The sequence below is a fragment of the Sphingomonas sp. P3_C6 genome (genome assembly GCF_056402595.1).
Genome location: NZ_JBFUHB010000002.1, coordinates 222,802 through 249,513, shown reverse-complemented (window position 1 = coordinate 249,513; position 26,712 = coordinate 222,802). Strand labels below are relative to the sequence as shown.

Genomic DNA, 26,712 nt, shown 5'->3' with positions numbered 1-26,712 from the left:
TCATCCACCATTGCTGAACCGGCGCTTAGCGGCCCAGATCGCTGCCCGATCTTCTTGAAGTTCAGCTTCTACGACAGCGTCTAGCGCCCCAGATTCTTGAACGCCAGTGACAACAGGAAGCTGTTGCCGCTGCGCGCATCGCCCGTATCTTCGTAATTACGCCGCCAGGTCAGCCCGATCCTGAGGCAATCATCCTCATATTGCACGCCGACACGGTGGCGGATCGGATCGAATCCGTCCGACAGCGACAGCGGATCCTCGTCGCGGTTGGTCAGGTCGATCACGGTCGATCCGAAGACCGACCAGAAGCGTGCGAACTGGAGTCGACCGGCGACGCGTGCTTCCTCGCGGTCCTGCAAATCCTCCGTCGTGACGATGTTGCGGTTGAGCCGCAGGTAACCGAGCAGCACATAGGTGCTGCGCGAACCGATCGTCGCGTCGATCTCGTTGCGGCGTACCGCAAGATTGTCCTTGTCCAGCCGATACCGGTGCGTGATCGACACGAAGTCGCGGAAACGCAGCTCGGTGCGCCCGACAATGTCCGAGGTACGGTCGCTCAGCCCGGTGCCCTGGGGGAAGATCGCGGGTCGGCTGTCGAGGCGATAGCTCTGCCCGACCGTCGCATCCAGCGAGAAGCCCGGCAGGTCCACGGCCCAGTCGACGCCATAGGTGACGCGGGCCGAATCCTCGAACCGGTCATATCCGGCGAAGCGGTTGAGCGCGAACAGGTTGGAATCTTCCAGGTCGACGGCGCGCGCATCCTCGTTGGGGATGCCCATATTCTCCGTCTTGGGCGCGGCGACGATCTGGACTCGCGGGGTGAGCCGCTGCGTGCCGCCCAGGAAGGATCCGATCAGCGGATATTTGACGTCGATCGCCAGCGCGCCGATCGCACGGGCCTGGAACCCTTCGTTGCCGCGATAGCTGGCAACGGCCGTCGCGATCGTATCGTTGGCGTTGTAAAGGTCGCCGCGCGCATAGGCGGTGAAGGTCACTTCCTGACCCCAGGGCGTCAGCTTGCGCAGGTCCCAGCGCGCGCTGGCAAAGGCGCGCTGCGTGTCCTGGCCGGCGGGCCGCGTGATCGCCAGGCTGTTGACCTGGAACTCGAACTTGCCGCCCAGCAGGCCGTCGTCCATCCGCCGGCGATAATCGATCTCGGGCAGGGCGATCGGCTGCAGGCCCTGCCGGTCGTTGATGCGCAGCGTCTGCACGTACCAGCCGGTCACCGCGAAATAGCTGTTCGGGTCGATCCGCTCGATCTTGGCGGTCGTCCGCAGCCGGTCGTCATTGGAGATGTCGTAGCGGCGCAGGAAGGTCCGGTCGGTCGTCAGGCGCAGCGATCCGCTGACGCTCCAGTTCGGGTCGAGCTGATAGCGCGCGACGCCGTCGAGATAGCCGCGAAATGCCTGCTCCGTATCGGTCGGCGTCGCCGACAGCAGATCGTCGCTGCGGCGGCTGACCGTCGCATAGCCGCCGACATGGAAGGCGCCCTTCTGGTCGAGCGCGCTGTAATCCACCTGCACCATCGGCAGGACCGAGCTGTAGATGCGCGGGGTGACGGTCAGCGCCCGGTTGGGGCCGAGCGCGAGGAAATAGGGCTGGGCGAATTCGAATCCGTTGACGCCGTTGTAGCGGAAGGTCGGGCTCAGCAGCCCGCTGTCGTTCTCCCCGCCGGCCGGGTGGGAGAATCGCGGCAGCGGCAGCGTCGGCAGCCCGAACAGATTGATCCGCGCGTCCTTGTAATAGATCCGGTTCTTGTCGGGCCGGTACACCACCTGAACCGCGGTGATCTTCCACGACGGCTCCTTGGGGCAGCCGGTAGAGGTGGTCACGGTGCAGGGCGTATAGGCCGCATCGTCCAGCGTGACCGTCTCGTCGAGCGCGCGGGTGCCGCGCCGCGCCGCAAGCCGCCCGCCGCGCTCGAGCACGACCAGCATGTTGTCGACCATGCCGTCCTTCAGCGAATCGGTCAGCTCGATCGAATCGCCATAAGCCGTATCGCCGCCCGGATTGACCACGACGATATTGCCGGACGCAAAGACCTTGCCGGTCTTGCGGTTCCAGGTGACCTTGTCGGCCCGCAACCTGTCCCCTTCGCGATACATGCGCACATCGCCGGTCGCGATGACGGTATCGTCGTCGGTGACATATTCGAGCTGCGACGCGCTGAACTGTACCTTGTCGTCGCTCGTCTGGGTCTCGGCGGGCGGCGGCAGGGGGACGGCAGGGATCTGCAGGTCCTGCGCACGCGCGGCGGTACCAAGGAAAAGCGCAAGGGGAAGAGCGCAGGTCGCGAGAAGATCGGAACGCTTCACGTTGGAAAAAACACCTCCAAGCGCGCCGGATGCGGTCGCGATGATGCCGCCCTATCGCATCCGATGCCGCCCGCTGCAATCGCGGCTGTGTTTTGCCAGTACGATGCGGCTGGCCTAGAGGGTAGCGACTCAACACCCGAACACCCAAATCTTCACGATCGAAAACCAAAAAGTCCGAAACCGAGGTTCCCATGCAGATCAGCTTTTCCGCCGTCCCTCCCGCCGCCGCGCTTGCGCTTCTCGTGGAAAAGGATGGCCTCGACCGGCTGAGCACCGGGGAACTCGATGCTGAATCGCTGCGCATCGTGACGGGCGCCGCCCGCGCCACCCGCTTCGAAGGCGAGACGGCGGCGGTGGTCGAGGCGTTCGTGCCGCAGGGCGACGGCGTCCGCCGCGTGCTGTTGATCGGCACGGGCAGCGGTAGCGAGAGCGATTATGAGCGTGCCGGCGGCGCGCTGACCGCGCGTCTGCTGACCTCGGGCGTCCAGGCGGTCGCCGTCGATTTCGCCGGCGCCGGCGCGACCGCGAAGGCAGCGGCACGCTTTGCCGGCGGGGCCGCGCAACGCAGCTGGCGTCATGACGTCTACCGCACGAAACTGCCCGAAAAGTCGAAGCCGACGCTCGGCTCGGTCACCCTGCTCAATGCGCCGGAAGGCAGTGAGGCTGCATGGGCCCCGCAAAAGGCGCTGACCGAGGGGCTGGAACTGACCCGCACGCTCGTCGCCGAGCCGCCGAACGTCATCTATCCCGAAACCTTCGTGGCCCGCGTGCTGGCCGAGACCGAGGGCCTGGGCCTCGAAGTGACCGTGCTCGGCGAGGCCGAGATGAAGGAACTCGGCATGGGCGCGCTGCTCGGCGTCAGCCAGGGTTCGGCGCGCGAAGCCCGCCTGCTCGCCCTGAAGTGGAATGGCGCAGGGGCCGGCGATCCCGCGCTGGCGCTGGTCGGCAAGGGCGTGACCTTCGACACCGGCGGCATCTCGCTCAAGCCGGGTGCCGGCATGGAGGACATGAAGTGGGACATGGGCGGCGCCGGCGCCGTCGTCGGCGCGATGAAGGCGCTCGCCGGGCGGAAGGCCAAGGCGAACGTCATCGGCGTGTGCGGCCTGGTCGAGAACATGCCCGACGGCAATGCGATCCGTCCCGGTGACGTGCTCACCTCGATGTCCGGCCAGACGATCGAGGTACTGAACACCGACGCCGAGGGACGGCTGGTGCTGTGCGACGCCATTACCTGGGTCCAGCGCACGCATCACCCGAAGACGATCGTCGACCTGGCGACCCTGACCGGTGCGATGATCATCGCGCTCGGCAACGAACATGGCGGCTGCTTCGCGAACGACGATTCGCTGGCCGATCAGCTACTCGCCGCCGGCAAGGCGTCGGGCGACCTGCTGTGGCGCTTCCCGCTGTCCGACACGTACAACAAGCTGATCGACTCGCCGATCGCCGACATGAAGAATGTCGGTCCGCGTGGCGCGGGCTCGATCACCGCGGCGCAGTTCATCCAGCGCTATGTCGAAACCGGCGTGCGCTGGGCCCATCTCGACATCGCCGGCATGGTCTGGGCGGAAAAGCCCGGCGCAACCTGGGACAAGGGCGCGACCGGCTATGGCGTGCGCCTGCTCGACCGGTTCGTGGCCGACAATTTCGAGGGCTGAGCTATCACACCCCGGACTTGTTCCGGGGTCCACCGTGCCGCAAAACAACGGCTCGCGATTCTGCGGAGCGGTGGATGCCGGGACAAGCCGGCATGACGGAAAGTGAAATGCAGGTCGACTTCTATCATCTGACCGCCCAACCGCTCGACCGCGTCCTGCCGCGCATTGCGGAGCGTGTGGTCGAGACGGGCGGCCGCCTGCTCGTCGTATCGGAGAGCGCGGTCCAGCGGATCGCGCTCGACAAGCTGCTCTGGACCTATTCGGCCGAAAGTTTCCTCCCTCACGCCCAGGCGGGGGGGGCGGGCGATTCGCTCCAGCCGATCCTGATCGCCGGTGCTCCGATGGCGGACAATGACGCACGCAACATCGCGCTGGCCGACGGTGTCTGGCGCGAAGAGGCGCTTGGCTTCGACCGCGCCTTCCACTTCTTCGACGGAGACCGGATCGGCGAGGCGCGACTCGCCTGGAAGGCGCTCGCCGATCGCGACGGTATCGAGCGCCGCTATTGGAAGCAGAATGAGGGCGGCAAGTGGGAACAGGCGGCCTGACGGGCGCTCCCGGTCACCCGAGCATGCTTGCATCCGAAGCCGCGCCCGCCTAGGGGAACCGCGACTTTTCCGCCTCATCAAATACAGGAGCCCGTGACCGTCATGGCCGCGAACCGTACCTTCTCGATCATCAAGCCCGATGCCACCCGTCGCAACATCACCGGCGCCGTCACCAAGATGCTGGAAGAGGCCGGCCTGCGCGTCGTCGCTTCCAAGCGCATCCAGATGACCAAGGATCAGGCCGAGGGCTTTTACGGCGTTCACCGTGAGCGTCCCTTCTTCAACGACCTCGTTGCCTTCATGATCTCCGGCCCGGTCGTCGTGCAGGTGCTCGAAGGCGAGAACGCCGTTCAGCGCAACCGCGACATCATGGGTGCGACCAACCCGGCAAACGCCGAAGCCGGCACGATCCGCAAGGAACTGGCCGAATCGATCGAGGCAAACTCGGTCCATGGGTCGGATTCGGACGAGAATGCGGCGATCGAGATCGCCTATTTCTTCAAGCCGGAAGAACTGGTCGGCTGAGATGAGCTGGCGGGTGCGACAGGCCGGTGCAGCGGATGCCGCCGCCCTGTCGCTTGTCGCCTCCGCCACTTTCCTCGAAACATATGCCGGGCTGATCGAGGGCCGGGATATCGTCGCCTATTGCGCGGCGAACAACCTCCCCGAAAAATTCGCTGCCTGGGCGACCGATCCGCTCGGCGCGGTGACCATTGCCGAGGCCGACAAGGGCGATGCGCCCGTCGGCTATGCCGTGCTGACTGAGCCCGACCTGCCGGTCGAGGCCGGTCCGGCGGATATCGAGCTCAAACGAATCTATACCCTCTCGCTGATGCACGGCTCTGGTCTGGGCCCGGCGCTGATGGACGTTGCGGTGGAGGACGCCGCCCGGCTCGGTCGCAAGCGGATCCTGCTCGGCGTCTACGCCAAAAACACCCGCGCCCAGAGCTTCTATAAACGTCAGGGCTTCGACGTGATCGGCGAGCGGCAGTTCCTGGTGGGCAGCACCCTCCACGACGACCTGGTTCTCGCGCGGAACATCTAGGGAATACCCATCCTCCGTTCGTGCTGAGCTTGTCGAAGCACTGCTTTTTCTACCGACGCCTCAAGGAAGAGCAGCCCTTCGACAAGCTCAGGGCGAACGGGCTTGTTACTTCGCAGGCTTCGGTTTCTCCCGCGCCCATAAAGCCTCCAACCGCGCCGGTTGCGACGTCCGCTCCCGCAGGATCACACCCTTCAGGCTGAAAGCCCGGCCCCGCATGACCCTGCCATGGGTCTCCCAGATCACATCGTAAATGGCGCTGTCGGTGCGCTGTGTGTCGGCATCCCAATAACTGCTGGTGATCAGTACGGGCAGACGGCCTTCACGTGCGTCAGGTCCACCATCGGTCGCCGCCAGGATCGCTCCGGAAAACCAGTCGGCGTCGATATGCGGCTCGAGCACGCTGGTCTGGTTGCTCACGCCCAGCGCCGTCGGAAAGCGCAGGTCGACGCTCTGGATCGGGTGCGCATCATCCTTCAGCGCCAGGCGAGCGCCGCCATGCTCCGGTGTCGCGGTCAACAATACCAGGGTGCGCGCCTTGGACTCGCTCGCCTTTTCGGCGCGCTTCTCCTGCTCGTCGGCCCGGCGATCCGACCAGCTTATCCACAGGCTCAGCGCCGTGATGAGCAGGCCGGCGACACCGACCAGTTCGGCCAGGGTCACCCAGCGGCGGCGCGTCGCAGCCGCCTCGGCCCGGTCCACCGCCTGTCGCGCGGCGGTCTCGATCACCGGGTCGCGTGCGGGAGGAGGGGGAGGCGGGACGGGATCTGGGTCTGGAACGGGTGGAACGACGGGGGGAACAGGGGTTTCGTCACTCATCGTCCACCAGCCTCCAGCAATTTACGCGGCGCCACCAATTCCCAGCTCGTCGCGATCCGGTCCCCGACATGGTCCCAGTCGACCTCGCCCGTGTCGAGCCGCAGGCCGATCCAGCCGGCATGGCCGATATAGGCTGGCACATAATAAAGATCCGGGTCCATCTCGACGAGCATCGCCTGCTCTTCCAGCCCGCTGGTCTTCACCTGAACCGCGGTGCGATCGTCGCCATGATGGTTATGCGAAAAATAGGCGAAGACCTTGCCCTTCGCGATGAAAAAGGCTGGCGCACCGTGCGAGATTTTCTCGGCGGCGCAGGGCAGGGCCATGCAGATTTCGCGGACCTTGGCGAGGATTGGCTCGGGATCGGGACTCATCGCATCGCGAAGTCTGCCAGAACCTTCGGGTAAAGGCGATGCTCTTCGGCGAGTACGCGGGTTGCCAGCGTATCGGCGGTATCGCCGGCCAGGATCGGCACCTCGGCCTGGCCGAGCACCTCGCCGCCATCCAGTTCCTCGGTGACGATATGCACCGAGCAGCCCCCGACGGCATCGCCCGCGTCGATGGCGCGCTGGTGGGTGTCGAGGCCCTTGTACTTCGGCAGCAGCGAGGGGTGGATATTGACGATCCGACCGCGCCAGCGCGCGACGAAATCATCGGAGAGAAGGCGCATATAGCCGGCCAGCGCGATCACCTCGACACCCGCCTCGCGGAGAGCGGCATCGATCGCCGCTTCATACTCGGCCTTGGGCATGCCCTTGGGCGATTGGGCGAAGCTGTGCAGGCCGGCATTGCGTGCCCAGGCGAGGCCGGGCGCGTCGGGCTTGTTGGAGGCGACGATGGCGATTTCGTACGGGCAGGCAGGGTCACGCGCCGCTTGGGCAAGCGACATCATGTTGGAGCCGCGGCCCGAGATAAGAATGCCGACCTTGCGCCTCACGACTCCCCTCCCGCTTGCGGGAGGGGTTGGGGGAGGGCATGTCCAAAAGAGAGGGCGTCATGTGATGACAGGCCCTCCCCTAACCCCTCCCACAAGTGGGAGGGGGACAGTGCCACACTATGCCTCATGCGTCGCCGACCACGCAGCCCGCGCACTCCACGCCTCGTCGCTGCCAAACACCGTGCACCCACGCGCTCCGGCCTCGATCGTCCCGATCGCAAACACCGTCTCGCCGGCCGCCTCCAGCGCCTGCTTCACCCCATCGGCATCGCCAGCAGCCACCACAGCCACCATCCCGATCCCGCAATTGAAGGTCCGCGCCATTTCCTCCGGCTCGATCGCGCCCTGGCCCTGCAGGAACGCCATCAGCCGCGGTTGCGGCCAGGCATCGGCATCGATTCGCGCATGCACGCCCTCGGGCAGCACGCGCGGCACATTCTCCAGCAGGCCGCCGCCCGTTATATGGGCCAGCCCCTTGATCCTCTTCTCGGCAAGCAGCGGCAGCAGCGGCTTCACGTAAATGCGGGTCGGCGCCATCAGCGCATCGATCAGCGTCACGTCCTGGTCGAACACGGCAGGGCGGTCGAGTTTCCAGCCCTTGTCGGCCGCCAGCCGGCGCACCAGCGAGAAGCCATTCGAATGCACGCCCGACGAGGCGAGTCCCAGCATCACGTCGCCGGGTGCGATCGCGGCACCGGTCAGCACCCGGTCTCGCTCGACCGCGCCGACGCAGAAACCGGCCAGATCATAGTCGCCATCGGCATACATGCCCGGCATCTCGGCGGTCTCGCCGCCGATCAGCGCACAGCCGGCCTGCTTGCAGCCCTCGGCGATCGAGGCCACGACACGCTCGGCTACCGCCGCGTCGAGCTTTGCGGTCGCATAATAATCCAGGAAGAACAGCGGCTCCGCGCCCTGCACGATCAGGTCGTTGACGCACATCGCGACCAGGTCGATCCCGACGCCATCATGGCTGTTGTGGTCAATGGCAAGCTTCAGCTTGGTGCCGACGCCATCATTCGCTGCCACCAGCAGCGGATCCTTGAACCCGGCCGCCTTCAGGTCGAAGAAGCCGCCAAAGCCGCCAAGATCGGCATCCGCACCGGGTCGCCGGGTGGATTTCGCGAGAGGGGCGATCGCGCGCACCAGCGCATTGCCGGCTGCAATCGAGACGCCCGCCTGGGCATATGTATAGGGGCTGTCAGCCCGTTCGGTTTCGCTCATTGCGTGCGACTAGCCACATCCTGCTTGGATTTCCACGATTGCTTCGCCAAAAGGGCGCGCAATGACATCCCGTCGCCTAGTCCGCCTGCTTCCGATCGCCCTGATGGTCGCCGTCACCGGCGGAATCGTCGCGGCGCAGGATGATGAACAGAGCAGCCCTCCGGTTTCGGCCGGCGACGGCTCGGGTAGTTATGAGGTCAGCGGGGTCGATGTCGATGTGACCGGCAAGACCGCCGACGCGGCTCGTACCGGCGGCTGGCGTATCGCCCAGCGCAAGGGATGGCAGATGCTGTCGCAGCGGCTCGGCGGGGGCGGCGGGCTGGTTTCGGACGGCACACTCGACTCGATCGTCTCGGGCATCGTTGTCGAGAATGAACAGATCGGGCCGAACCGCTATGTCGCCCGGCTCGGCGTCCTGTTCAACCGCGCGCGGGCGGGTGCGTTGCTCGGCGTTGCCGGGCGAACGGTGCGTTCCGCCCCGATGCTGACCATTCCGATCCAATGGTCGGGCGGGGCAGGGCAGGGCTTCGAGCAAAAGACCCCGTGGCAGGAGGCGTGGAGTCGCTTCCGCACGGGCAACAGTGCGATCGACTATGTGCGCCCCGCCGGTTCGGGCCCCGATTCGCTGTTGCTCAACGCCGGCCAGGTTGGACGGCCTGGCCGCGCCTGGTGGCGGTCGATTCTCGATCAATATGGTGCATCAGACGTGCTCGTGCCCGTGGTCAGGCTCTCGCGCCAATGGCCGGGTGGCCCGATCATCGGCGTGTTCGAGGCGCGCCATGGTCCCGATAATCATATCATCGCCCGTTTCACGCTTCGCGTCGGCAATGGCGATGCGCTGCCGATCCTGCTCGATGCCGGCGTGAAGCGAATCGACGACGCCTATCAGGCGGCGCTGCGCAACGGCTCGCTGCGCACCGATCCCACGCTGTCGTCTCGCCCGCCGGAACTGACGCCGGTGATCGAGGAAGAGGCACCGGGCGAAGCGCCGATCGAAACCACTGACGCGGTGCAGGCGACCGGCGGCAGCGTCGCGATCAGCATTCAGGTCGATACACCGGGCGCTGCATCGGTCTCGGCGACCGAGGCTGCGCTGCGGACCATCCCGGGCGTGCGCTCGGCGCTCACCAGCAGCCTGGCGCTTGGCGGCGTGTCGGTGATGCGGGTTACTTTCGACGGCGATCCGGCGGCGCTGAGGGCGGTGCTCGAAGCGCGCGGATGGACGGTCCAGGGCAGTGGCACGACCTTGCGTATCCGCAGAGGGGGCGCGCCGTCGCAGGGTGGAGCCGCGCCACCATCGGCCCCACCGGAAAACGCGACCAACTGATGAGCCAGATCGCGCTGCCATTCGATTGGCCGCCGGATCCGCGTGACGACGAATTTCTTGTCAGTGATTCGAACGCCCGCGCCGTCCAGCAGCTGGAACGTTGGAGTACCTGGCCAGTGATGGCCGTGGTGCTGACGGGGCCGCGCAAGTCGGGGCGGAGCCTGCTCGCGCGGATCTTCGCGGCGAAGAGCGGCGGGGAGATCATCGACGATGCCGAACGCCAGAATGAAACGGCGATCTTCCACGCCTGGAATCGGGCGCAGGAGACCAGGCATCCGCTCGTCATCGTCGCCGACGCGCCGCCCCCCGAATGGGCAGTCAAGCTACCCGACCTCCGATCCCGGCTTACCGCAAGTCCGACTGCGCGAATCGGTGCGCCCGACGAGGCACTGATGCAGGCGCTGTTCGAGCGGCAATTCCTCCGACGCGGCCTCGATGCCCGGCCGGATCTCATCCAGTGGCTGATTCTGCGTGTCGAACGCAGCCATATCGCCCTTCTGCGAACCGTCGATATCCTCGATCAGGCGGTCCTCGCGCGCCACAAACGCTTGTCGATTCCGCTCGCACGCGCCACATTGGCGGAAGCGGGGCTGATCGCCGGTCGCGCCCCAGAATTACCGATCGAGAACCTATGACACGCCCCGCTCATATCGTGCGTCTGGACGATGACGACGATCCCTTTGTCAGCGGCGAGGGGAGCGAACGCTATTTCAACCGCGAACTTTCCTGGCTGGCCTTCAACCGGCGCGTGCTGGAAGAAGCCTGCAATCCTGCACATCCGCTGCTTGAGCGGGTCCGTTTCCTGTCCATCTCGGGCTCGAACCTGGACGAGTTCTTCATGGTCCGCGTTGCAGGCCTGAAAGGGCAGCAGCTGCAGGACGTCGATCGGCTCTCGGTCGATGGCATGTCCTCGCGGCAGCAACTCGCCGCGATCGTGGCGGAAGCCGACGAACTGGTGGAAAGCCAGCGCTCGGTCTGGCGCGACCTGCGTCTTGAGCTTGCCGAGACCGGCATCGAAGTGCTTGGCTCCAAGACGATCGACGCGGCGGTCACCGCCGAGGAACTGGTCTGGCTCGAAACGCATTTCCGCGAGCAGATCTTCCCGATTCTGACGCCCCAGGCGCTCGATCCGGCGCATCCTTTCCCGTTCATGCCCAACAAGGGGCTGGCGGTGATGTTCGATCTCGTCCGCCTGTCGGACAACGAGCCGATTCGTGAGCTGGTCATGCTGCCGGCGCCGATGGCGCGCTTTGTCCGTCTTCCGGGCGAGCGGGCGCGCTATGTCGCGGTCGAATCGCTGGTGAAGCGTTTCTCGTCGCTCGTCTTTCCGGGCTATCGCATCGATGGCGGCGCCGAATTCCGCGTGCTGCGCGACAGCGATATCGAGATCGAGGAAGAGGCGGAGGATCTGGTCCGCTACTTCGCCAACGCGATCAAGCGCCGCCGCCGTGGCCGGGTGATCAGGCTCGAGCTCGAAAGCGGCATGCCTGACGGCCTTTCCAAGGCGCTGCGCGACGAGCTTGGCGGCCCCGACGCTTTCGTGACGGAGAGTGGTGCGTTCCTCGGCGTGGGCGACTTGGAATCGATCGTCGATGAGGACCGCCCCGACCTGAAATTTCCGCCCTACAGCCCACGTTTTCCGGAGCGGATCCGCGAGTTCAATGGCGACTGTTTCGCGGCGATTCGCGCCAAGGACATCGTGGTCCATCACCCGTACGAGACCTTCGACGTGGTGCTGGCCTTCCTCAAACAGGCAGCGGCCGATCCCGATGTGGTCGCGATCAAGCAGACGCTTTATCGCGCCGGCAAGCAGCCGGCCGTCATCAACGCGTTGATCGCTGCCGCCGAGGCCGGCAAATCGGTCACTGCGGTCGTAGAGCTCAAGGCGCGTTTCGATGAGGAGCAGAATTTGCTCTGGGCCTCGGCGCTCGAGCGTGCCGGCGTGCAGGTCGTCTATGGCTTCATGGAGTGGAAGACCCACGCCAAGGTCTCGATGGTCGTCCGGCGCGAAGCGGGTCAATTCCGCACCTATTGCCACTTCGGCACCGGCAATTATCACCCGGTGACGGCAAAAATCTACACTGATCTCAGCTTCTTCACGGCCGATCCTCGCATCGGGCGCGATGCCGCGCAGATGTTCAACTACGTCACCGGCTATGTCGAACCGCAGGACATGGCGCTGGTCAGCCTGTCGCCACGCGACCTGCGGCGGCGCCTGATGGGCTTGATCGATACCGAGATCGAGTTCGCGAAGGCGGGCAAGCCCGGCGCGATCTGGGCCAAGATGAACTCGGTGGTCGATCCGGCGGTGATCGAGAAGCTGTACGAGGCGAGCGCGGCCGGCGTGCGTATCGACCTGATCATTCGCGGCATCTGCTGCCTGCGACCGGGTGTGCCGGGCCTGTCCGAGAATATCCGGGTGAAATCGGTGATCGGCCGATTCCTGGAGCATAGCCGCATCTGGGCGTTCGGCAACGGCAAGGCCCTGCCGAACGACGGGGCTAAGGTGTTCATCTCGTCGGCCGACTGGATGCCGCGCAATTTCGACCGCCGGGTCGAATATATGCTCCCGATCGAGAATTCGACGGTGCACGATCAGATCCTCGACCAGGTGATGGTCGCCAACCTGATCGACAACGAACAGAGCTGGGAGCTTCAGGCCGACGGCAGCTATGTACGGACCGAACCGGGCGACCGGCCGTTCAACCTGCATCGCTATTTCATGACCAACCCGTCGCTGTCCGGGCGCGGCGCCGCGCTGTCCGCCAGTGACGCCGTGCCGAAACTTTCGCTCAGCCGGAGGCGTTAGGGGGCGTGGCCACCCTTGTTTTCCGTAAGCCCAAGGCCGAATCGGCTGTCGAACCGCGGACCGGCATCATCGATATCGGCTCCAATTCGATTCGGCTCGTCGTCTATCAGGGGCCGGAGCGATTGCCGGCGATCCTGTTCAACGAAAAGGTGATGGCAGGCCTTGGCCGTGGTCTGGCCGAGACCGGGGCGATTGCCGAGACCGGGCTTGAACTGGCGTCCGAGGCGCTTGCTCGCTTTGCCGCTGTTGCGCGCGAGATGGAGGTGACGCGCCTCCGCACCGTCGCCACCGCCGCCGTACGCGACGCATCCAACGGGCGCGTGCTGCTCCGCACCGCGCAGGATCTCGGGCTGAAGGTCGATCTTCTGTCGGGCGAACAGGAAGCGACCGCCGCCGGGCATGGCGTCCTGTCCGCGATTCCGGATGCCGATGGCATCGTCGGCGATCTTGGCGGGGGCTCGCTCGAACTGGTCCGTGTTTCCGGCGGCAAGGTACGCGACCGGGTATCGTTCCCGTTAGGCGTCCTCCGTATCGGTGCGGTACGGGTCAAGGGGCAGGGGGCACTCGAGCGCCAGGTGTTCAAGTCGCTGAAGGCCGCCAGCTGGCTCGGGCGCGGCGCGGGGCTGCCGCTCTATCTCGTCGGGGGGTCGTGGCGGGCGCTTGCGCGGCTCGACATGCATCTGAACAATTATCCGCTGCCGGTAATCCACCAATATTCGATGACCTTGCCCGCCATCTCTCGCATGGGCCGCACGATCAGCCATGTGCCGAAAAGCTGGCTGCGCGCCATTCCGGGTCTGTCCTCGGGCCGGGCCGCAACGCTTGGCGATGCTGCCGCGCTGCTGGCGGTGCTGCTCAAGCATCTTCAGGCGGAGACGACGATCGTTTCCGCCTTCGGCCTGCGTGAGGGGTTGCTTTACGGCGCGCTCGAAGAAGAGGTTCGTGCGCAGGATCCGCTGATCGTCGCGGCACGCGATGAGGGACAGCGCCACGGGCGCTTCGCCGAGCATGGCGACCTGCTCGATCACTGGATCGCGCCGCTGTTCACCCGCGACACGCCCGCCCAGGCGCGCCTGCGACTTGCAGCCTGCCTGCTCGCCGATGTGGGCTGGCGCGCCAACCCGGAGTTCCGCGCCGAACGCGGCGTCGAGATCGCACTCCACGGCAATTGGGTCGCGATCGACGCCCGCGGCCGCGCGCTCGTCGCCCAGGCATTGTTCACCAGCCTGGGTGGCGGCACCGAGATCCCGGCACCCTTGCAATCGCTTGCGACCACCGAGGACCTGAAGCGCGCCGTTACCTGGGGTCTCGCGATGCGGCTTGGCCAGCGGCTCAGCGGCGGCCTTGCCGGGCCGCTACGCCGCTCGCGCCTGACTGACGATGGCCAGATCGTGACGCTGCAGGTAACGCCGGACGATCTCGCGCTCTACGGCGAGGCGGTCGAACGCCGTCACACGGCGCTGTGCAACGCTCTCGGCAGGAAGCCGATCGTCACCGCATAAGGGGGCGGGGCGTCTCCGCCCGTTCGTCCGTCAACCGCAGTGAACGCGCGTGACGACATCCTTCTCGTCGAGATCGAGGTTCAGCCGATCGATCCGATAGTCCATCGTCACGGCCATGCCCGGACGAATCACCCGCACCGTCTTCGATCCCGAGGCGAGTCGCGCCTTTTCGACGGCCTCGGCCGAATAGGCCTTGCCGACCAGATCACCTGCAGCCTCCGCCGAGCAGTTACCCTCGGCCACTGGCGGCGTCTGTGCGGGCGTTTCTGCGGGCGGTGCCGGCGTGCAGGCCGTCAGCGCGGCGAGCAGCACCATTATCCTCACGCGTCGACATCCTCGGTCCGCGTCATCTTCAGCTTGCCGTTGACCACCGCAAAGGCGAGCCGCCCCTCGACCAGGTCGAGCGCGTCCTGGCCGAACTGATCGAATCGCCAGCCCTGCAGGATCGAAATCCCGTCGCGCTGTCCGGCGGCAAGCGCTTCCAGGTCCTCGCTCCGCGCCAGCAACCGTGCCGCGACGTCGATTTCCTTGGAGCGGATCTTGAGCAGCAGCTTGAGCAGGTCGGCGACGAGCGCGCCGTCCTTGCCAAGGCCGGGCTTGCGATCGTCGCGCGCGGGCATCTCGTCGGCGCTCATCGGCTCGGCCGCTTCGAGCGCCGCCATCAGCCGCGCGCCGATATCGTTGCCGGCCCAGGTCGCGGAAAGGCCGCGCACCTTGGCGAGATCGGCCTGCTTGCGCGGGGCATGGCCGGCGAGATCGGCCAGCGTCTCGTCCTTGACGATCCGGCCGCGCGGCAGGTCCTTGCCCCGCGCCTCAAGCTCACGCCAGCGTGCCAGCGCCTTCAGCCGGCCGAGCACGTCCGGCTTGCGTCCCGCGATCCGCACGCGCTTCCACGCCTCGTCCGGATCGTTGGCATAGTTCTTCGGGTCGCCCAGCCGCTCCATCTCCTGGTCGAGCCATGCGCCGCGACCTGTCTTGCGCAGCCGTTCGAGCATCTTGGGGAAGATCTTCGCGAGATGGGTGACGTCGCCGATCGCATATTCGATCTGCCGTGCGTCGAGCGGACGCCGGCTCCAGTCGGTGAACCGCGCGCCCTTGTCGACCTGGATGCCGAGATAGGCATCGACCAGGTTGGAGTAGCCGACCTGCTCGCCTTGCCCCAGCGCCATCGCCGCGATTTGGGTGTCGAACAGGGGGTACGGGGTCTTGCCCGTGAGATTGTAGATGATCTCCAGATCCTGCCCGCCGGCATGGAAGACCTTCAGCACGTCCTCGTTGTTGGTCATCAGCTCGAGCAGCGGGGTCATGTCGAGGCCCGGCGCCATCGGGTCGATCGCCGCCGCCTCGTTCACATCGGCGATCTGGATCAGGCAGAGTTCCGGCCAGAAGGTGTTCTCGCGCATGAACTCGGTGTCGACGCAGACGAAGTCGGCCTGGCCGAGTCGGGTGCACAGATTGGCGAGGGTGGCGCTGTCGGTGATTAACGGATGGATATGCATCGCAACCCCATAGACATGTGTCGCCGCCTTGACAAAGCGGCGTATGACGGGGAAGCGCGGCGCTTCGCATACTCTGCCGAACATTTTGAACGAGAAGACGATCATGCACGCCTATCGCACCCATAATTGTGCCGAACTGCGCCCCGACCACGTCGGGCAGGAGGTCCGCGTTTCGGGCTGGGTCCACAAGAAGCGCGACCATGGCGACCTCGTATTCGTCGACCTGCGCGACCATTACGGCATCACCCAGATCGTCACCGACATCAGCGGCCCCGTATTCGACGTGATCGAGTCGCTGAAGAACGAGTCGGTCGTCACCATCACCGGCACCGTCGTCGCCCGCGCCCCCGAAGCGGTGAACCCCAATCTCGCGACCGGCGCGATCGAAGTGCGCGCCGCCGCTGCCGTGGTTCAGTCGGTCGCCCATGACCTGCCGATGCCGGTCGCCAGCGAGAATGAATATCCCGAGGAAATCCGCCTCCGCTATCGTTTCCTCGATCTGCGGCGCGAGCGGCTCCACGCCAACATCATGCTGCGGTCCAAGGTCATCACCTCGCTGCGCCAGCGCATGATCGGACAGGGCTTCACCGAGTTCCAGACCCCGATCCTGACCGCGTCGTCGCCTGAGGGCGCCCGCGACTATCTCGTCCCGAGCCGTGTCCACCCGGGCAAGTTCTACGCGCTCCCGCAGGCGCCGCAGATGTTCAAGCAGCTGCTGATGGTCGCCGGCTTCGACCGCTATTTCCAGATCGCACCCTGCTTCCGCGACGAGGATGCCCGTGCGGACCGTTCGCCGGGCGAATTCTACCAGCTCGATTTCGAGATGAGCTACGTCACCCAGGAAGACGTGTTCGCCGCGATCGAGCCGGTACTGCACGGCGTGTTCGAGGAATTCGCCGACTGGCAGGGCAAGGGGCGCACCGTCTCGGCGCTACCGTTCAAGCGCATCCCGTACCGCGAATCGATGCTCAAATACGGCAACGACAAGCCCGACCTCCGCAATCCGATCCTGATCTCGGACGTGTCGGAGCGTTTCAAGGGCTCCGGCTTCGGCCGCTTCGCCGGAATCGTCGAGGGCGGCGATGTCGTCCGCGCCATCCCGGCGCCTGGCACCGCCGACAAGAGCCGCAAATTCTTCGACGACATGAACGCCTGGGCGCAGAGCGAAGGCTTTGCCGGCCTCGGCTATGCCACGCGCAAGGCCGGCGTTTTCGGCGGCCCGATCGCCAACAACCATGGCGAAGAGGGCATGGCGAAGATCGCCGAGGCGCTCGGCCTCGGCCCGGACGACGGCGTGTTCTTCGCTGCCGGCAAGGAAGGCCAGGCTGCGAAGCTCGCCGGGCTCGCGCGCACCCGCGTCGCCGATCAGCTCGGCCTGATCGACCAGAACCGCTTCGAGTTCTGCTGGATCGTCGACTTCCCGATGTTCGAATATGACGAGGACGCCAAGAAGGTCGATTTCAGCCACAACCCCTTCTCCATGCCACAGGGCGAAATGGAGGCGCTGGAAACGAAGGACCCACTCGACATCCTCGCCTATCAGTACGACATCGTCTGCAACGGCGTGGAACTATCCTCGGGCGCGATCCGGAACCACAAGCCGGAGATCATGTACAAGGCGTTCGAAATCGCCGGCTATACCCAGACCGATGTCGACACCAATTTCGCCGGCATGATCAACGCCTTCAAATGCGGCGCCCCCCCGCATGGCGGCTCTGCGCCGGGCGTCGACCGCATCGTAATGCTGCTCGCCGACGAGCCGAACATCCGTGAGGTCATCGTCTTCCCGATGACGCAGAAGGCCGAGGATCTGATGATGGGCGCGCCAAACTTCGCGACGGAAAAACAGCTGCGCGAACTCAACATCCGCACGATCGAGGTCGCGACCGCCAAGCCCACGGTCGAGGCGGTTCGCCCGGAGTAATCGGGAACTACCCTCCCGTCCGTTCGCTTCGAGCGCAGTCGAGAAGCCTCTCTCGCTTCGCTCGACACGAACGGATAGGGTTGCCGAATGACGATCAATCTCTCGGACTATGAAGCCGGCGCCAAATACAAGGGCGACTACGATCAGTATCTCGCCAAGCTGCAGGAGCGGCTGGCGCATATCCAGGTCGCGCATATCGTCCATAAGCGCCGCGCGCTCATCCTGCTCGAAGGATGGGATGCGGCGGGGAAGGGGGGCATCGTCCAGCGCCTCACCTCCGAATGGGATCCGCGCAACTTCCAGGTATGGCCGATCAAGGCGCCGACCGAGGTCGAGCTCGGCCACCATTTCCTCTGGCGTTTCTGGAAGAAGCTCCCCGCCAACGGCAACATCGCCGTGTTCGATCGCAGCTGGTATGGCCGCGTCCTGGTCGAGCGGGTCGAAGGCTTCGCCAAAGAGGCGGAGTGGCGCCGCGGCTATGACGAGATCAACGAGTTCGAGGCGCAGCAGAGTGATTCGGGCACGACCATCGTCAAGCTGTTCGTCCATGTGACCCAGGAGGAGCAGGACGAGCGCCTCAAGGCTCGGCTCGAACACCCCTGGAAGCGCTGGAAAACCGGCGCGGAAGACTATCGCAACCGCGACAAGCGTAACGACTATCTCGATGCGATGGCGGAGATGTTCCGCCGGACCGACACACGTTGGGCGCCCTGGCATGCGATTGACGGCAACCATAAAAAGGCAGCCCGTATCGCCGCGCTCACCGTCATCGCCGATCGGCTCGAGGCTGCGGTGCCGATGGACGCCCCACCACTCGACCCCGACCTTGAGAAACTGGCGCGCAAGGCGCTCGGGATGAAATAGGCCCTGCAAACAGTCCTTACGGATGAATCCTGAATTGTAACATGGTCGCTTCAGCGAGATGTTCAGTCCAGGAAAGGACCAAGAACATGCGCAGGATCGAAGACCCGTCGGCAACCGGTCTCGCCACCGTTTTTGAAGTCGCGCTGACCGCCGCGCTGCTTGGCATGGCACTCGCCATGCCGCTGGTGCGCGACCAGATGGTCGACACGATCAGCGCGTTGATCGCGAATCTCCGTGCTTTCTAAGCCGGTACGAAAGCTCCGCTCTCGTCCATCAGGTGCAAAATGCCGTCCGCGATGGCGAAATAGGCGCCGCGCAGCTTCAGCGTCCCGGCGGTTTCCCGCTCCGGAATGCAGGGGAAGGTCCGTAGATTGGCAATGCTCACCCGAACCGTCTCGAGTTCCAGCGCCCGTTTCGCTTCCGGCCCGTCACCATATTCGGCAACGATCCGCTCCCGCGCGTCGTCGAGCATGTCCACCCAATGCGCGATGAAGCCGCCATTTCCGGCGGGTTGGCCGACGAAGCGCTGCGAGAGCGCCGCCTCGACGCCGCCGCACGAACCATGGCCCAGCACGACGATTTCCGCGACCTCGAGCTGCGTAACTGCGAATTCGAGAGCGGCGGACACACCATGCCGGCCGCCGCCCAGCTCGAACGGCGGCACGAGATTCGCGATATTGCGCACCACAAAGATTTCGCCGGGGGAGGTATCGAAAATCTGGGCGGGATCGACCCGGCTATCCGAACAGGCGATCACCATTACCCGCGGCCGCTGACTGTCGCGAAGCTCGGCCCAGCGGCCATGCTGGCTTGACCAACCCGTCTCGCGAAAGCGGCGATAGCCGGCGATCAGCTCGGCGAATCCCTGGGTATCCGTAGACATCGTTTCTGTAGACATAATCGCCCATATTCGGAGTTTTGCCGGGATGGCAAGCGCAGCCCGTGGCGACCCGCTCGGAATGGTCGCCGCAAACTGCAACTGGCCCTGCCATCGCTGCACTAGCGACGAGCGCTGACACTCGCTATCTGGCGCTCATGAACGAGATGACGCCGCTCAACCCCATCCCCGGCCAAGCCCCCCGCCAGCGCAAGCCCGACTGGATTAGGGTGAAGGCGCCGACCAGCACCGGTTTCGCCGAGACCAAGGCGATGATGCGTCGTCTCAACCTCAATACCGTGTGCGAGGAAGCGGCCTGTCCGAACATCGGCGAGTGCTGGACCAAGAAGCACGCAACGGTGATGATCCTGGGCGACACCTGCACGCGCGCCTGCGCTTTCTGCAACGTGAAGACCGGCATGCCACGCGCCGTGGACGCGCTCGAGCCGCAGCATACCGCCGATGCCGCCGCGGAGCTTGGCCTCGAACATATCGTCATCACCTCGGTCGACCGCGACGATCTGCCGGATGGCGGCGCATCGCAATTCGTGAAGGTGATCCAGGCGCTCCGCCGCACTACGCCGAAGACGACGATCGAAATTCTGACTCCGGACTTCCGCAACAAGGCCCAGGCAGCGGTCGAATCGATCGTCGAGGCACGCCCCGACGTCTATAATCACAATCTCGAAACCGTGCCCCGGCTTTACCCGACGATCCGCCCGGGCGCGCGTTACTATGCGTCGCTGCGTCTGCTAGAATCGGTCAAGCGCCACGATCCGTCCATCTTCACCAAGTCCGGCGTGATGGTCGGGCTCGGCGAGGAACGCCTCGAGGTCCATCAGGTGATGGACGACATGCGCTCTGCCGACATCGATTTCCTGACCATGGGCCAGTATCTTCAGCCAACCCCGCGCCATGCCAAGGTGCTGGATTTCGTCACGCCCCAGGCCTTCGACGCCTATGCCGCTATCGCCCGCGCCAAGGGTTTCCTGCTGGTCGCGGCCTCCCCGCTGACCCGGTCGAGCTATCACGCCGGCGATGATTTTGCGAAGATGCGGGCCGCGCGCGAGGCCCAGCTTTCGAGGGGGCTCGCAAAGGGCTGATGCCGCGCCATTCGGAAACCCGCCGGCTTCCCTATTCGCGCGAGCAGATGTTCGATCTCGTCGCCGATGTCGGCAGCTATGCTCAGTTCCTGCCTTGGGTCACCGCCGTGCGCATCCGCTCGAGCGGCGAGACCGAGATGGTCGCCGACCTGATCGTCGGCTTCAAGGGCCTGCGCGAGACCTTCACCTCGAAGGTCGCCAAGACCCGGCCCGATCGCATCCATGTCGACTATCTCGACGGGCCGCTCAAATATCTGCGCAACGACTGGGTGTTCCGCCCGCACGCCGATGGCTGCGAAATCGATTTCAGCGTCGACTTCGCGTTCAAGAATCGCGTGTTCGAGATGCTGGCAGGGCAGGTGTTCGGCGCCGCGTTGCGCAAGATGATCGGCGCGTTCGAGGAACGCGCTGCCAGGCTTTACGGATCTTCGGACTCGGGCAGCAGCAGTTCGAGCGCACACAGGGCGGCCTGAAGCCGGATCCCGCCGCGGCCGAGATCGCCGAAATCCTTGCGATCGGCGACGACATGCCCCGGATCGCCGCCCTTTTCGGCCCGGGCGAACACGACGGTGCCGACCGGCTTCTTCTCGGTCCCTCCGCCTGGGCCTGCCACACCGGTGATCGCCACCGCTACATCGGCACCGCTCTGCTCGAGCGCGCCCTGCGCCATGCTCCATGCCGTCGCGATCGAGACGGCGCCGAAGGTGTCGATCACGTCCGAACTCACCCGGAGCATGCTGAGCTTGGCATCGTTGGAGTAGGTGACGAATCCACTTTCGAAGATCTCGGACGATCCTGGGATCTCGGTCAGGGCGGCGGCAACCAGTCCGCCGGTGCAGCTTTCAGCGACGGAGATGTGGCGTCCGATGGCCTTGTTGGCATCAACCACACGCTGGGCAGCGGCGACCAGTTCGGCGGGGAGGATGGTGTCCATGCTCACCGCTTTAGTGCCGGGCAGATCGGCAATCCATCCTTCTTGCCCTTGCTCGCCTTTGACGCGCTCTCCAGTTCGAGCACCGTGATGACGAGTTCGACAAGATTGCCCGGCGGCAGAGGCGCGAGCTGAGTCATGATATGATCGATTGCCGCGCAGTCCCGCGGCTTGATTTCATTCGCTATCATGGGGGCGATCATCGTCTTCAGCAGGGGCTTCATCACCTCCGGCTCGAGCAACGCCGCCATCGTGCTGTCACCGGCGAGCTTGGTCAGTCCCGATCGTGCCTGGGGCCACGCCCGATCAGCTTCGACCTGGAAACCGTCGAGGAGCGGCCCAGAGGTCTGCCGCAACAAGGCGGTCGATGGCAGCGTCCGTTCGCAGGCGGTACCGGCTGCCCTGATCGCCTCGGGAGCCAACACGAACATGACCGCGGTGGCCTCGTCATGCGTCAGGCAGGGTTTTGCCTGCTCCGCCTGGGCGACACTGGCGCCTGCAAGCGCCCACAGCGCCAGCGCTCCCGCGATTCCGTTCCGCTTCATCACGCCCTGTCCCCCGGTATCCTGATGGTTGCGATGGCCTGTGCAGCGATGCCCTCGCCGCGGCCGGCGAAGCCGAGACGTTCGGTTGTCGTCGCCTTGACGCTGATCTGGCCGGGTGAAAGCCGCAACAGCGCCGCGATCCGCGTGCGCATCGCCTCGCGGTGCGGCCCGACTTTGGGCGCTTCGCAGATCAGCGTCAGATCGACGAAATCGATGATCCCGCCCTGTGCCGCGACGAGCGACGCCGCATGTTCGAGGAACTGTGCCGAATCCGCCCCGCGCCATTTCGGGTCGCTCGGCGGGAAATGCATGCCGATATCCCCATCGCCGATGGTGCCGAGCAGGGCGTCGGTGATGGCATGGAGCGCGACATCGGCATCGCTATGCCCGGAAAGTCCCTTGTCGTGCGGGATCAGTACGCCGCCGAGCCAGAGTTCCTCGCCCTCGACCAGCCGGTGAACGTCGAAGCCGGTTGCGCTACGCACGCGCATATTGGCGGCATGACGCGCTTCGGCAGCGGCGAAATCGGCCGGATAGGTGATCTTTTCCAGCATCATGTCCCCTTCGACGAGCGCTACCATACCGCCCGATGTGCGCAGCATCTGGGCGTCGTCGGTCGGCTCCTCGCCCGACCACGCCCTGTGCGCGGCAACTATTGAATCGAAACGAAAGGCCTGCGGCGTCTGCACCCTGTACACGCCGTCGCGCGGTACGAGCTCGCCCAAGGTGTCGGCGCCCCGCGCCAGCGTATCGGCGACCGGCAGGGCAGGAATGGCGCCCTCCTGCGTATCCAGCGCGGCGAGCAGGCGGTCGATCACCGCGCTGCTCAGGAACGGGCGGGCTGCATCATGGATCAGTACCCGGTCGGGCATGTCGCCCGCCAGGGCTTCGAGCCCGGCGCGCACGGACGCACGTCGAGTCGCGCCACCAGTGATGTGCTCGACATCGCCCAGGGCAGCGGCGAGCGCCTCTTCCTGGTCCGGGCCGATCACGACGATCACCCGCGAAATGTCAGGATGCGCTTCCAGCGCTGCGAAACTATGCGCAATCATCGGCTTGCCGGCGAGCATGGCGAATTGCTTGGGCACACTGCCCCCGCTTCGCACACCCTGTCCGGCGGCCACGATCAGCGCTGCGGTGCCCCTTCGCGTCATCGCGCTCGCCTAGCCGAAGCGCGCCGTGACCGCCAGCCTTGCCGCCGGGCCGATCCTCGCCTATAGGCTGCCCGTTTTTCAGGCACATGACCCAGACACTCGCCCCCATCCAGATCGGATCCGTCCGGATCGAGCGCCCCGTGATTCTCGCGCCGATGACGGGCGTCACCGACATGCCGTTCCGCACTGTCGTGCGACGCTTCGGCTCCGGCCTCAACGTGACCGAGATGGTCGCCAGCCAGGCCGCGATCCGCGAGACCCGCCAGTCGCTGCAGAAAGCGGCATGGGATCCGGTCGAGGAGCCGGTGTCGATGCAACTCGTCGGCTGCACCCCGTACGAGATGGGGGAAGCGGCCAAGCTGAGCGAGGACCGCGGCGCGGCGATTATCGACATCAATATGGGCTGCCCGGTGCGCAAGGTGACCAGCGGCGATGCCGGATCTGCGCTGATGCGCGATCTCGACAATGCCGGCGCCATCATCCGCGCGTGCGTCGATGCGGTCAGCGTCCCGGTAACGGTCAAGATGCGCATGGGCTGGGACCATTCGAGCCTCAACGCACCGGACCTGGCGAAGATCGCGCAGGATCTCGGGGCGAAGATGGTCACCGTTCACGGTCGCACCCGCAACCAGATGTACCGCGACACTGCCGACTGGGCATTCATCCGCCGGGTCAAGGATGCGGTGTCGATCCCGGTCATCGCCAATGGCGATATCTGCTCGATCGAGGATGCCGAGACGGCGCTCGAACAATCCGGCGCTGACGGTGTGATGATCGGCCGCGGCGCCTACGGCCGCCCCTGGCTGCTTGCCCAGGTGATGGAATGGTTCGCTACCGGCCGGCGGATCGCCGACCCGACGATCGAACAACAATATGACCTGATCACAGAGCATTATGACGCGATGCTCTCGCATTATGGCAATGAAGTCGGCGTCAATATGGCCCGCAAGCATATCGGCTGGTACACCAAGGGACTTCACGGTTCGGCCGAGTTCCGCAACCGCGTGAACCAGATCCCGGATCCCAAATTGGTCCAGGCGATGCTTGCCGAATTCTACGCGCCCTGGCGCAGCCGCGCGGCGGCGTGACCTCATGACGGAAAAGGCGGAGCCAAGCTTCGCCGCCCTGTTTGCCGCTCTGCCGGTCGCCGTGATGGTGATCGATCCGGAGGGACGGATCGCCTTCGCCAATGCCGAGTGCGAGGCGCTGCTCAACCTGTCCGAGCGCGCGATGCGTGGCCAGCCGCTCGACAGCGTGCTGACGCCGCCCGGCGAGCCGAGCCGCCGCGACAATCAGGGCTTTTCGGCATTCGACGCCGAGATCGAGATTGCGCGTGGCGGCCGCGTGATGGTCGATTATATCGAGGCGCGGGTGCCCGATCATGCCGGCTGGCGATCGGTCACACTGCATCACGGGGCGACCTCGCGCCGCATGGGCCAGTCGGTCGATCGCGCCTCTGCCGCCCGTGCCGCGATCGGCGCGGCCGCGATGCTCGCGCATGAGATCAAGAACCCGCTCTCGGGCATCCGCGGCGCGGCGCAGCTTATCGCCGGCGATGGGGACGGCACCGAAGAGCTGACCACGCTGATTACCACCGAGGTCGATCGTATCGCCGCGCTGATCGACCGGATGCAGGATTTCACCGACACCCGTCCGTTGAGCCTGAACCCCGAAAATATCTATCCGCTGCTCGATCATGCCCGGCGCGTCGCGCTTGCCGGGTTCGCCAGGCATGTGACGATCGACGAGCGGTTCGACCCATCGCTCCCGCCAGTGCTGGCCGATCGCGATGCGATCCTCCAGGTCGTGCTCAACCTGATCAAGAACGCGACCGAGGCGATGGCTGAACAGGCTGATGCGAGGATCACGCTCGCCACCGCCTATCGCCACGGCATGGCGGTCAGCCCGTCGCCTGGCCGCCCGCGCCAGCCCCTGCCGATCGAGATCTGCGTGATCGATAATGGACCCGGTGCGCCGGAAGACATCGCCGACCATCTCTTCGATCCCTTCGTGTCGGGAAAGCCGGAGGGGCAGGGGCTCGGCCTCGCCCTTGTCGACAAGCTGGTGCGCGATATGGGCGGGATCGTGCAATATGCCCGCGAAGGATCCCCGCCCCAGTCGGTGTTCCGCATCCTGTTGCCCCGAGGATCAGCATGAAGATCAGCATATGAGAAACCAGGGCAGCATCCTGGTCGTGGACGATGATTCGGCGATCCGCACGGTCGTCGCCCAGGCACTGCGCCGTGATGGCCACCGCGTGACGACCGCGGCAAGTCTGGCTGAGCTCGACGTGCAGCTTGCCGCAGGACTGCCCGACGTTTTGATTACTGACGTCGTGCTGCCCGACGGCAATGGCCTCGACCGGGTCGAGAAGCTGACCAAGGAATATCCCGGTCTGCCGGTCATCGTCTTCTCGGCGCGCAATACCCTCACCACCGCCGTTCGCGCGACCGAAGTCGGGGCTTACGATTATCTCCCCAAACCGTTCGACCTCGATGTGCTCGCCCGTGCGGTGCGGGGCGCGCTCGCCCGCGGGCCCGGCGCGCCGGAAGAGCGCCCCGACGAGGTCGATTCGGCGTTGCCGCTGATCGGCCGCTCGCCGGCGATGCAGGACGTCTACCGGATCATCGCGCGCGTCGTCTCGAACGACCTGACCGTGCTGATCTCGGGCGAATCGGGCACCGGCAAGGAACTGGTCGCCCGTGCGATCCATGATCTCGGCCCGCGCCGCCGCTCGCCCTTTGTCGCGCTCAACATGGCCGCGATCCCGCGCGAGCTGATCGAGGCTGAGCTGTTCGGCCACGAACGCGGCGCCTTTACCGGCGCCCAGGCGCGCTCGGCCGGTCGTTTCGAACAGGCGGAAGGGGGGACGCTCTTTCTCGACGAGATCGGCGACATGCCGATGGAAGCGCAGACGCGACTGCTCCGCGTGCTCCAGTCGGGCGAGTTCACCACCGTTGGCGGCGCACGCACGATCCGCGCCGATGTCCGTATCGTCGCCGCGACCAATCGGGACCTCGCCCAGCTCGTCGCCACCGGCCAGTTCCGCGAGGATCTGTTCTATCGTCTGAACGTCGTGCCGGTCAGTCTGCCCGCGCTCCGGGCGCGGCGGCAGGATATCGCTCTGCTGGCGCGCCACTTCCTCGATCGCGCCGCGGAGGGCGGGCTGCCGCGCAAGCAACTCGATCCGGCCGCCATCACCTCGCTCGAAAGCTATGACTGGCCCGGCAATGTCCGCGAGCTCGAGAATATCATGCGCCGGATTGCCGTGCTGAGCCGTGACGAACGAATCGGTGCCGACGAGGTGAGGGCGATGATCGGCGCGTCCTCGTCGTCGCAGCCCACCCCACCCGGAGATCCGGGTATCGAGGCAGCAGTCCATGCCCGGCTCGAACGGCTGGCACGCGAAGAACCGGCCGCGCTCGACGATGGCAGTCTATATGACCGCATCATCGGCGAAGTCGAACGCCCACTGATCGAGGCGCTGCTCGCCCGCCACGGCCAGAACCAGCTCCGCGCCGCCCGGGCCCTTGGCATCAACCGCAACACGCTGCGCAAAAGACTCGATACGCTGGGCATCGATCCGGACGCAGGGCGGTCGGGCGGTAGCGATACGGGCTGACCCGTTCGCTTT

At 65.5% G+C, this 26,712-nt stretch carries 27 protein-coding genes; 16 read left to right on the top strand and 11 right to left on the bottom strand.

The window, feature by feature from the left end:
- Positions 1–80: 80 nt before the first annotated feature.
- The gene (locus AC1DT7_RS04580) at positions 81–2,315 is read right to left on the bottom strand and encodes an LPS-assembly protein LptD (protein WP_478034553.1); all 2,235 of its coding nucleotides are present in this window, start codon (positions 2,313–2,315) and stop codon (positions 81–83) included.
- Between the two features lie 191 nt (positions 2,316–2,506).
- Between AC1DT7_RS04580 and AC1DT7_RS04575 the strand changes: the two genes are divergently transcribed.
- From AC1DT7_RS04575 to AC1DT7_RS04560, 4 genes are all read left to right on the top strand, one after another.
- Positions 2,507–3,973 carry a leucyl aminopeptidase gene (locus AC1DT7_RS04575; protein ID WP_478034551.1) on the top strand — a complete coding sequence of 489 codons (1,467 nt, stop codon included), beginning with the start codon at positions 2,507–2,509 and terminating at the stop codon, positions 3,971–3,973.
- Positions 3,974–4,080: 107 nt separating this feature from the next.
- On the top strand, positions 4,081–4,521 hold the full coding sequence (locus AC1DT7_RS04570; RefSeq protein ID WP_478034651.1) for a DNA polymerase III subunit chi: 441 nt from the start codon (positions 4,081–4,083) through the stop codon (positions 4,519–4,521).
- A 102-nt stretch (positions 4,522–4,623) separates the two neighbouring features.
- Entirely contained in the window at positions 4,624–5,046 is a 423-nt protein-coding gene (ndk, locus tag AC1DT7_RS04565) for a nucleoside-diphosphate kinase (protein WP_478034649.1), read from the top strand.
- Between the two features lie 13 nt (positions 5,047–5,059).
- Positions 5,060–5,566 carry a GNAT family N-acetyltransferase gene (locus tag AC1DT7_RS04560; protein ID WP_478034550.1) on the top strand — a complete coding sequence of 169 codons (507 nt, stop codon included), beginning with the start codon at positions 5,060–5,062 and terminating at the stop codon, positions 5,564–5,566.
- Positions 5,567–5,671: 105 nt separating this feature from the next.
- On the opposite strand, the gene AC1DT7_RS04555 is transcribed toward AC1DT7_RS04560, so the two are convergent.
- From AC1DT7_RS04555 to purM, 4 genes are all read right to left on the bottom strand, one after another.
- Positions 5,672–6,292 (bottom strand): hypothetical protein, encoded by a 621-nt coding sequence (locus AC1DT7_RS04555; protein WP_478034549.1) that lies wholly within the window; start codon positions 6,290–6,292, stop codon positions 5,672–5,674.
- 86 nt (positions 6,293–6,378) lie between these two features.
- Entirely contained in the window at positions 6,379–6,756 is a 378-nt protein-coding gene (locus AC1DT7_RS04550) for an MmcQ/YjbR family DNA-binding protein (protein ID WP_478034548.1), read from the bottom strand.
- Positions 6,753–7,274, bottom strand: a complete 522-nt coding sequence (gene purN, locus AC1DT7_RS04545; protein ID WP_478034647.1) for a phosphoribosylglycinamide formyltransferase — start codon at positions 7,272–7,274, stop codon at positions 6,753–6,755. Before purN ends, AC1DT7_RS04550 begins: the two co-directional genes overlap by 4 nt.
- 162 nt (positions 7,275–7,436) lie before the next feature.
- Positions 7,437–8,543 carry a phosphoribosylformylglycinamidine cyclo-ligase gene (gene purM, locus AC1DT7_RS04540; RefSeq protein WP_478034547.1) on the bottom strand — a complete coding sequence of 369 codons (1,107 nt, stop codon included), beginning with the start codon at positions 8,541–8,543 and terminating at the stop codon, positions 7,437–7,439.
- 61 nt (positions 8,544–8,604) lie between these two features.
- Here purM and AC1DT7_RS04535 point away from each other — a divergent pair, with 61 nt between their 5' ends.
- Genes AC1DT7_RS04535 through AC1DT7_RS04520 form a run of 4 tightly spaced genes read left to right on the top strand, consistent with a single transcriptional unit; the run spans position 8,605 to position 14,181 of the window.
- Positions 8,605–9,870: a heavy-metal-associated domain-containing protein gene (locus AC1DT7_RS04535; protein WP_478034546.1), complete on the top strand. Its 1,266-nt coding sequence runs from the start codon at positions 8,605–8,607 to the stop codon at positions 9,868–9,870.
- A complete protein-coding gene (locus AC1DT7_RS04530) occupies positions 9,870–10,505 on the top strand; it encodes an HdaA/DnaA family protein (RefSeq protein ID WP_478034544.1) in 636 nt (211 codons plus the stop codon). Before AC1DT7_RS04535 ends, AC1DT7_RS04530 begins: the two co-directional genes overlap by 1 nt.
- Positions 10,502–12,679 (top strand): RNA degradosome polyphosphate kinase, encoded by a 2,178-nt coding sequence (locus AC1DT7_RS04525; protein ID WP_478034543.1) that lies wholly within the window; start codon positions 10,502–10,504, stop codon positions 12,677–12,679. The genes AC1DT7_RS04530 and AC1DT7_RS04525 overlap by 4 nt, the downstream gene beginning before the upstream one ends.
- Before the next feature lie 5 nt (positions 12,680–12,684).
- Positions 12,685–14,181, top strand: a complete 1,497-nt coding sequence (locus tag AC1DT7_RS04520) for a Ppx/GppA phosphatase family protein (RefSeq protein WP_478034542.1) — start codon at positions 12,685–12,687, stop codon at positions 14,179–14,181.
- Positions 14,182–14,211: 30 nt separating this feature from the next.
- Here AC1DT7_RS04520 and AC1DT7_RS04515 read toward each other — a convergent pair whose 3' ends face one another.
- Entirely contained in the window at positions 14,212–14,496 is a 285-nt protein-coding gene (locus AC1DT7_RS04515) for an I78 family peptidase inhibitor (RefSeq protein WP_478034646.1), read from the bottom strand.
- A 5-nt stretch (positions 14,497–14,501) separates the two neighbouring features.
- Complete coding sequence (gene rnd, locus AC1DT7_RS04510) at positions 14,502–15,680, bottom strand: ribonuclease D (protein ID WP_478034541.1); 1,179 nt, start codon at positions 15,678–15,680, stop codon at positions 14,502–14,504.
- 103 nt (positions 15,681–15,783) lie between these two features.
- Between rnd and aspS the strand changes: the two genes are divergently transcribed.
- From aspS to AC1DT7_RS04495, 3 genes are all read left to right on the top strand, one after another.
- Positions 15,784–17,604 carry an aspartate--tRNA ligase gene (gene aspS, locus AC1DT7_RS04505; RefSeq protein ID WP_478034645.1) on the top strand — a complete coding sequence of 607 codons (1,821 nt, stop codon included), beginning with the start codon at positions 15,784–15,786 and terminating at the stop codon, positions 17,602–17,604.
- Positions 17,605–17,691: 87 nt separating this feature from the next.
- Positions 17,692–18,468, top strand: a complete 777-nt coding sequence (locus AC1DT7_RS04500) for a polyphosphate kinase 2 family protein (protein WP_478034540.1) — start codon at positions 17,692–17,694, stop codon at positions 18,466–18,468.
- Positions 18,469–18,554: 86 nt separating this feature from the next.
- The gene (locus AC1DT7_RS04495) at positions 18,555–18,713 is read left to right on the top strand and encodes a hypothetical protein (protein ID WP_478034538.1); all 159 of its coding nucleotides are present in this window, start codon (positions 18,555–18,557) and stop codon (positions 18,711–18,713) included.
- On the opposite strand, the gene AC1DT7_RS04490 is transcribed toward AC1DT7_RS04495, so the two are convergent.
- Positions 18,710–19,351 carry a carbonic anhydrase gene (locus AC1DT7_RS04490; protein WP_478034537.1) on the bottom strand — a complete coding sequence of 214 codons (642 nt, stop codon included), beginning with the start codon at positions 19,349–19,351 and terminating at the stop codon, positions 18,710–18,712. The genes AC1DT7_RS04495 and AC1DT7_RS04490 overlap by 4 nt on opposite strands.
- A 152-nt stretch (positions 19,352–19,503) precedes the next feature.
- On the opposite strand from AC1DT7_RS04490, the gene lipA reads away from it, so the two are divergent.
- Together lipA and AC1DT7_RS04480 are read left to right on the top strand one after the other, a co-directional pair.
- Positions 19,504–20,448 (top strand): lipoyl synthase, encoded by a 945-nt coding sequence (gene lipA, locus AC1DT7_RS04485; protein ID WP_478034536.1) that lies wholly within the window; start codon positions 19,504–19,506, stop codon positions 20,446–20,448.
- A complete protein-coding gene (locus tag AC1DT7_RS04480) occupies positions 20,448–20,921 on the top strand; it encodes a type II toxin-antitoxin system RatA family toxin (protein WP_478034535.1) in 474 nt (157 codons plus the stop codon). The genes lipA and AC1DT7_RS04480 overlap by 1 nt, the downstream gene beginning before the upstream one ends.
- On the opposite strand, the gene AC1DT7_RS04475 is transcribed toward AC1DT7_RS04480, so the two are convergent.
- From AC1DT7_RS04475 to AC1DT7_RS04465, 3 genes are read right to left on the bottom strand one after another with little or no spacing between them, the layout of a single operon-like run.
- Positions 20,867–21,382, bottom strand: coding sequence for a CinA family protein (locus AC1DT7_RS04475; protein WP_478034533.1), 516 nt, complete (start codon positions 21,380–21,382; stop codon positions 20,867–20,869). The two genes, AC1DT7_RS04480 and AC1DT7_RS04475, sit on opposite strands and share 55 nt — an antisense overlap.
- A gap of 2 nt (positions 21,383–21,384) precedes the next feature.
- Complete coding sequence (locus AC1DT7_RS04470; protein ID WP_478034532.1) at positions 21,385–21,924, bottom strand: hypothetical protein; 540 nt, start codon at positions 21,922–21,924, stop codon at positions 21,385–21,387.
- Positions 21,924–23,078 (bottom strand): bifunctional 2-C-methyl-D-erythritol 4-phosphate cytidylyltransferase/2-C-methyl-D-erythritol 2,4-cyclodiphosphate synthase, encoded by a 1,155-nt coding sequence (locus tag AC1DT7_RS04465; RefSeq protein WP_478034530.1) that lies wholly within the window; start codon positions 23,076–23,078, stop codon positions 21,924–21,926. The genes AC1DT7_RS04470 and AC1DT7_RS04465 overlap by 1 nt, the downstream gene beginning before the upstream one ends.
- 86 nt (positions 23,079–23,164) lie before the next feature.
- Here AC1DT7_RS04465 and dusB point away from each other — a divergent pair, with 86 nt between their 5' ends.
- The 3 genes from dusB to ntrC are packed head-to-tail and all read left to right on the top strand — an operon-like array spanning position 23,165 to position 26,700.
- The gene (gene dusB, locus AC1DT7_RS04460) at positions 23,165–24,166 is read left to right on the top strand and encodes a tRNA dihydrouridine synthase DusB (RefSeq protein ID WP_478034529.1); all 1,002 of its coding nucleotides are present in this window, start codon (positions 23,165–23,167) and stop codon (positions 24,164–24,166) included.
- Positions 24,167–24,170: 4 nt separating this feature from the next.
- Positions 24,171–25,235: a two-component system sensor histidine kinase NtrB gene (locus AC1DT7_RS04455; RefSeq protein ID WP_478034528.1), complete on the top strand. Its 1,065-nt coding sequence runs from the start codon at positions 24,171–24,173 to the stop codon at positions 25,233–25,235.
- 10 nt (positions 25,236–25,245) lie between these two features.
- Entirely contained in the window at positions 25,246–26,700 is a 1,455-nt protein-coding gene (gene ntrC, locus AC1DT7_RS04450) for a nitrogen regulation protein NR(I) (protein WP_478034527.1), read from the top strand.
- Positions 26,701–26,712: the final 12 nt, after the last annotated feature.

Excerpts from the sequence above, each read along its gene's own strand:
- AC1DT7_RS04575 (WP_478034551.1), top strand. The coding sequence starts at position 2,507 with ATGCAGATCAGCTTTTCCGCCGTCCCTCCCGCCGCCGCGCTTGCGCTT.
- AC1DT7_RS04570 (WP_478034651.1), top strand. The coding sequence starts at position 4,081 with ATGCAGGTCGACTTCTATCATCTGACCGCCCAACCGCTCGACCGCGTC.
- ndk (WP_478034649.1), top strand. The coding sequence starts at position 4,624 with ATGGCCGCGAACCGTACCTTCTCGATCATCAAGCCCGATGCCACCCGT.
- AC1DT7_RS04550 (WP_478034548.1), bottom strand. The coding sequence starts at position 6,756 with ATGAGTCCCGATCCCGAGCCAATCCTCGCCAAGGTCCGCGAAATCTGC.
- purN (WP_478034647.1), bottom strand. The coding sequence starts at position 7,274 with ATGATGTCGCTTGCCCAAGCGGCGCGTGACCCTGCCTGCCCGTACGAA.
- purM (WP_478034547.1), bottom strand. The coding sequence starts at position 8,543 with ATGAGCGAAACCGAACGGGCTGACAGCCCCTATACATATGCCCAGGCG.
- AC1DT7_RS04535 (WP_478034546.1), top strand. The coding sequence starts at position 8,605 with ATGACATCCCGTCGCCTAGTCCGCCTGCTTCCGATCGCCCTGATGGTC.
- AC1DT7_RS04530 (WP_478034544.1), top strand. The coding sequence starts at position 9,870 with ATGAGCCAGATCGCGCTGCCATTCGATTGGCCGCCGGATCCGCGTGAC.
- AC1DT7_RS04525 (WP_478034543.1), top strand. The coding sequence starts at position 10,502 with ATGACACGCCCCGCTCATATCGTGCGTCTGGACGATGACGACGATCCC.
- AC1DT7_RS04515 (WP_478034646.1), bottom strand. The coding sequence starts at position 14,496 with ATGGTGCTGCTCGCCGCGCTGACGGCCTGCACGCCGGCACCGCCCGCA.
- rnd (WP_478034541.1), bottom strand. The coding sequence starts at position 15,680 with ATGCATATCCATCCGTTAATCACCGACAGCGCCACCCTCGCCAATCTG.
- aspS (WP_478034645.1), top strand. The coding sequence starts at position 15,784 with ATGCACGCCTATCGCACCCATAATTGTGCCGAACTGCGCCCCGACCAC.
- AC1DT7_RS04500 (WP_478034540.1), top strand. The coding sequence starts at position 17,692 with ATGACGATCAATCTCTCGGACTATGAAGCCGGCGCCAAATACAAGGGC.
- AC1DT7_RS04495 (WP_478034538.1), top strand. The coding sequence starts at position 18,555 with ATGCGCAGGATCGAAGACCCGTCGGCAACCGGTCTCGCCACCGTTTTT.
- AC1DT7_RS04490 (WP_478034537.1), bottom strand. The coding sequence starts at position 19,351 with ATGTCTACGGATACCCAGGGATTCGCCGAGCTGATCGCCGGCTATCGC.
- lipA (WP_478034536.1), top strand. The coding sequence starts at position 19,504 with ATGAACGAGATGACGCCGCTCAACCCCATCCCCGGCCAAGCCCCCCGC.
- AC1DT7_RS04480 (WP_478034535.1), top strand. The coding sequence starts at position 20,448 with ATGCCGCGCCATTCGGAAACCCGCCGGCTTCCCTATTCGCGCGAGCAG.
- AC1DT7_RS04475 (WP_478034533.1), bottom strand. The coding sequence starts at position 21,382 with ATGGACACCATCCTCCCCGCCGAACTGGTCGCCGCTGCCCAGCGTGTG.
- AC1DT7_RS04470 (WP_478034532.1), bottom strand. The coding sequence starts at position 21,924 with ATGAAGCGGAACGGAATCGCGGGAGCGCTGGCGCTGTGGGCGCTTGCA.
- AC1DT7_RS04465 (WP_478034530.1), bottom strand. The coding sequence starts at position 23,078 with ATGACGCGAAGGGGCACCGCAGCGCTGATCGTGGCCGCCGGACAGGGT.
- dusB (WP_478034529.1), top strand. The coding sequence starts at position 23,165 with ATGACCCAGACACTCGCCCCCATCCAGATCGGATCCGTCCGGATCGAG.
- AC1DT7_RS04455 (WP_478034528.1), top strand. The coding sequence starts at position 24,171 with ATGACGGAAAAGGCGGAGCCAAGCTTCGCCGCCCTGTTTGCCGCTCTG.
- ntrC (WP_478034527.1), top strand. The coding sequence starts at position 25,246 with ATGAGAAACCAGGGCAGCATCCTGGTCGTGGACGATGATTCGGCGATC.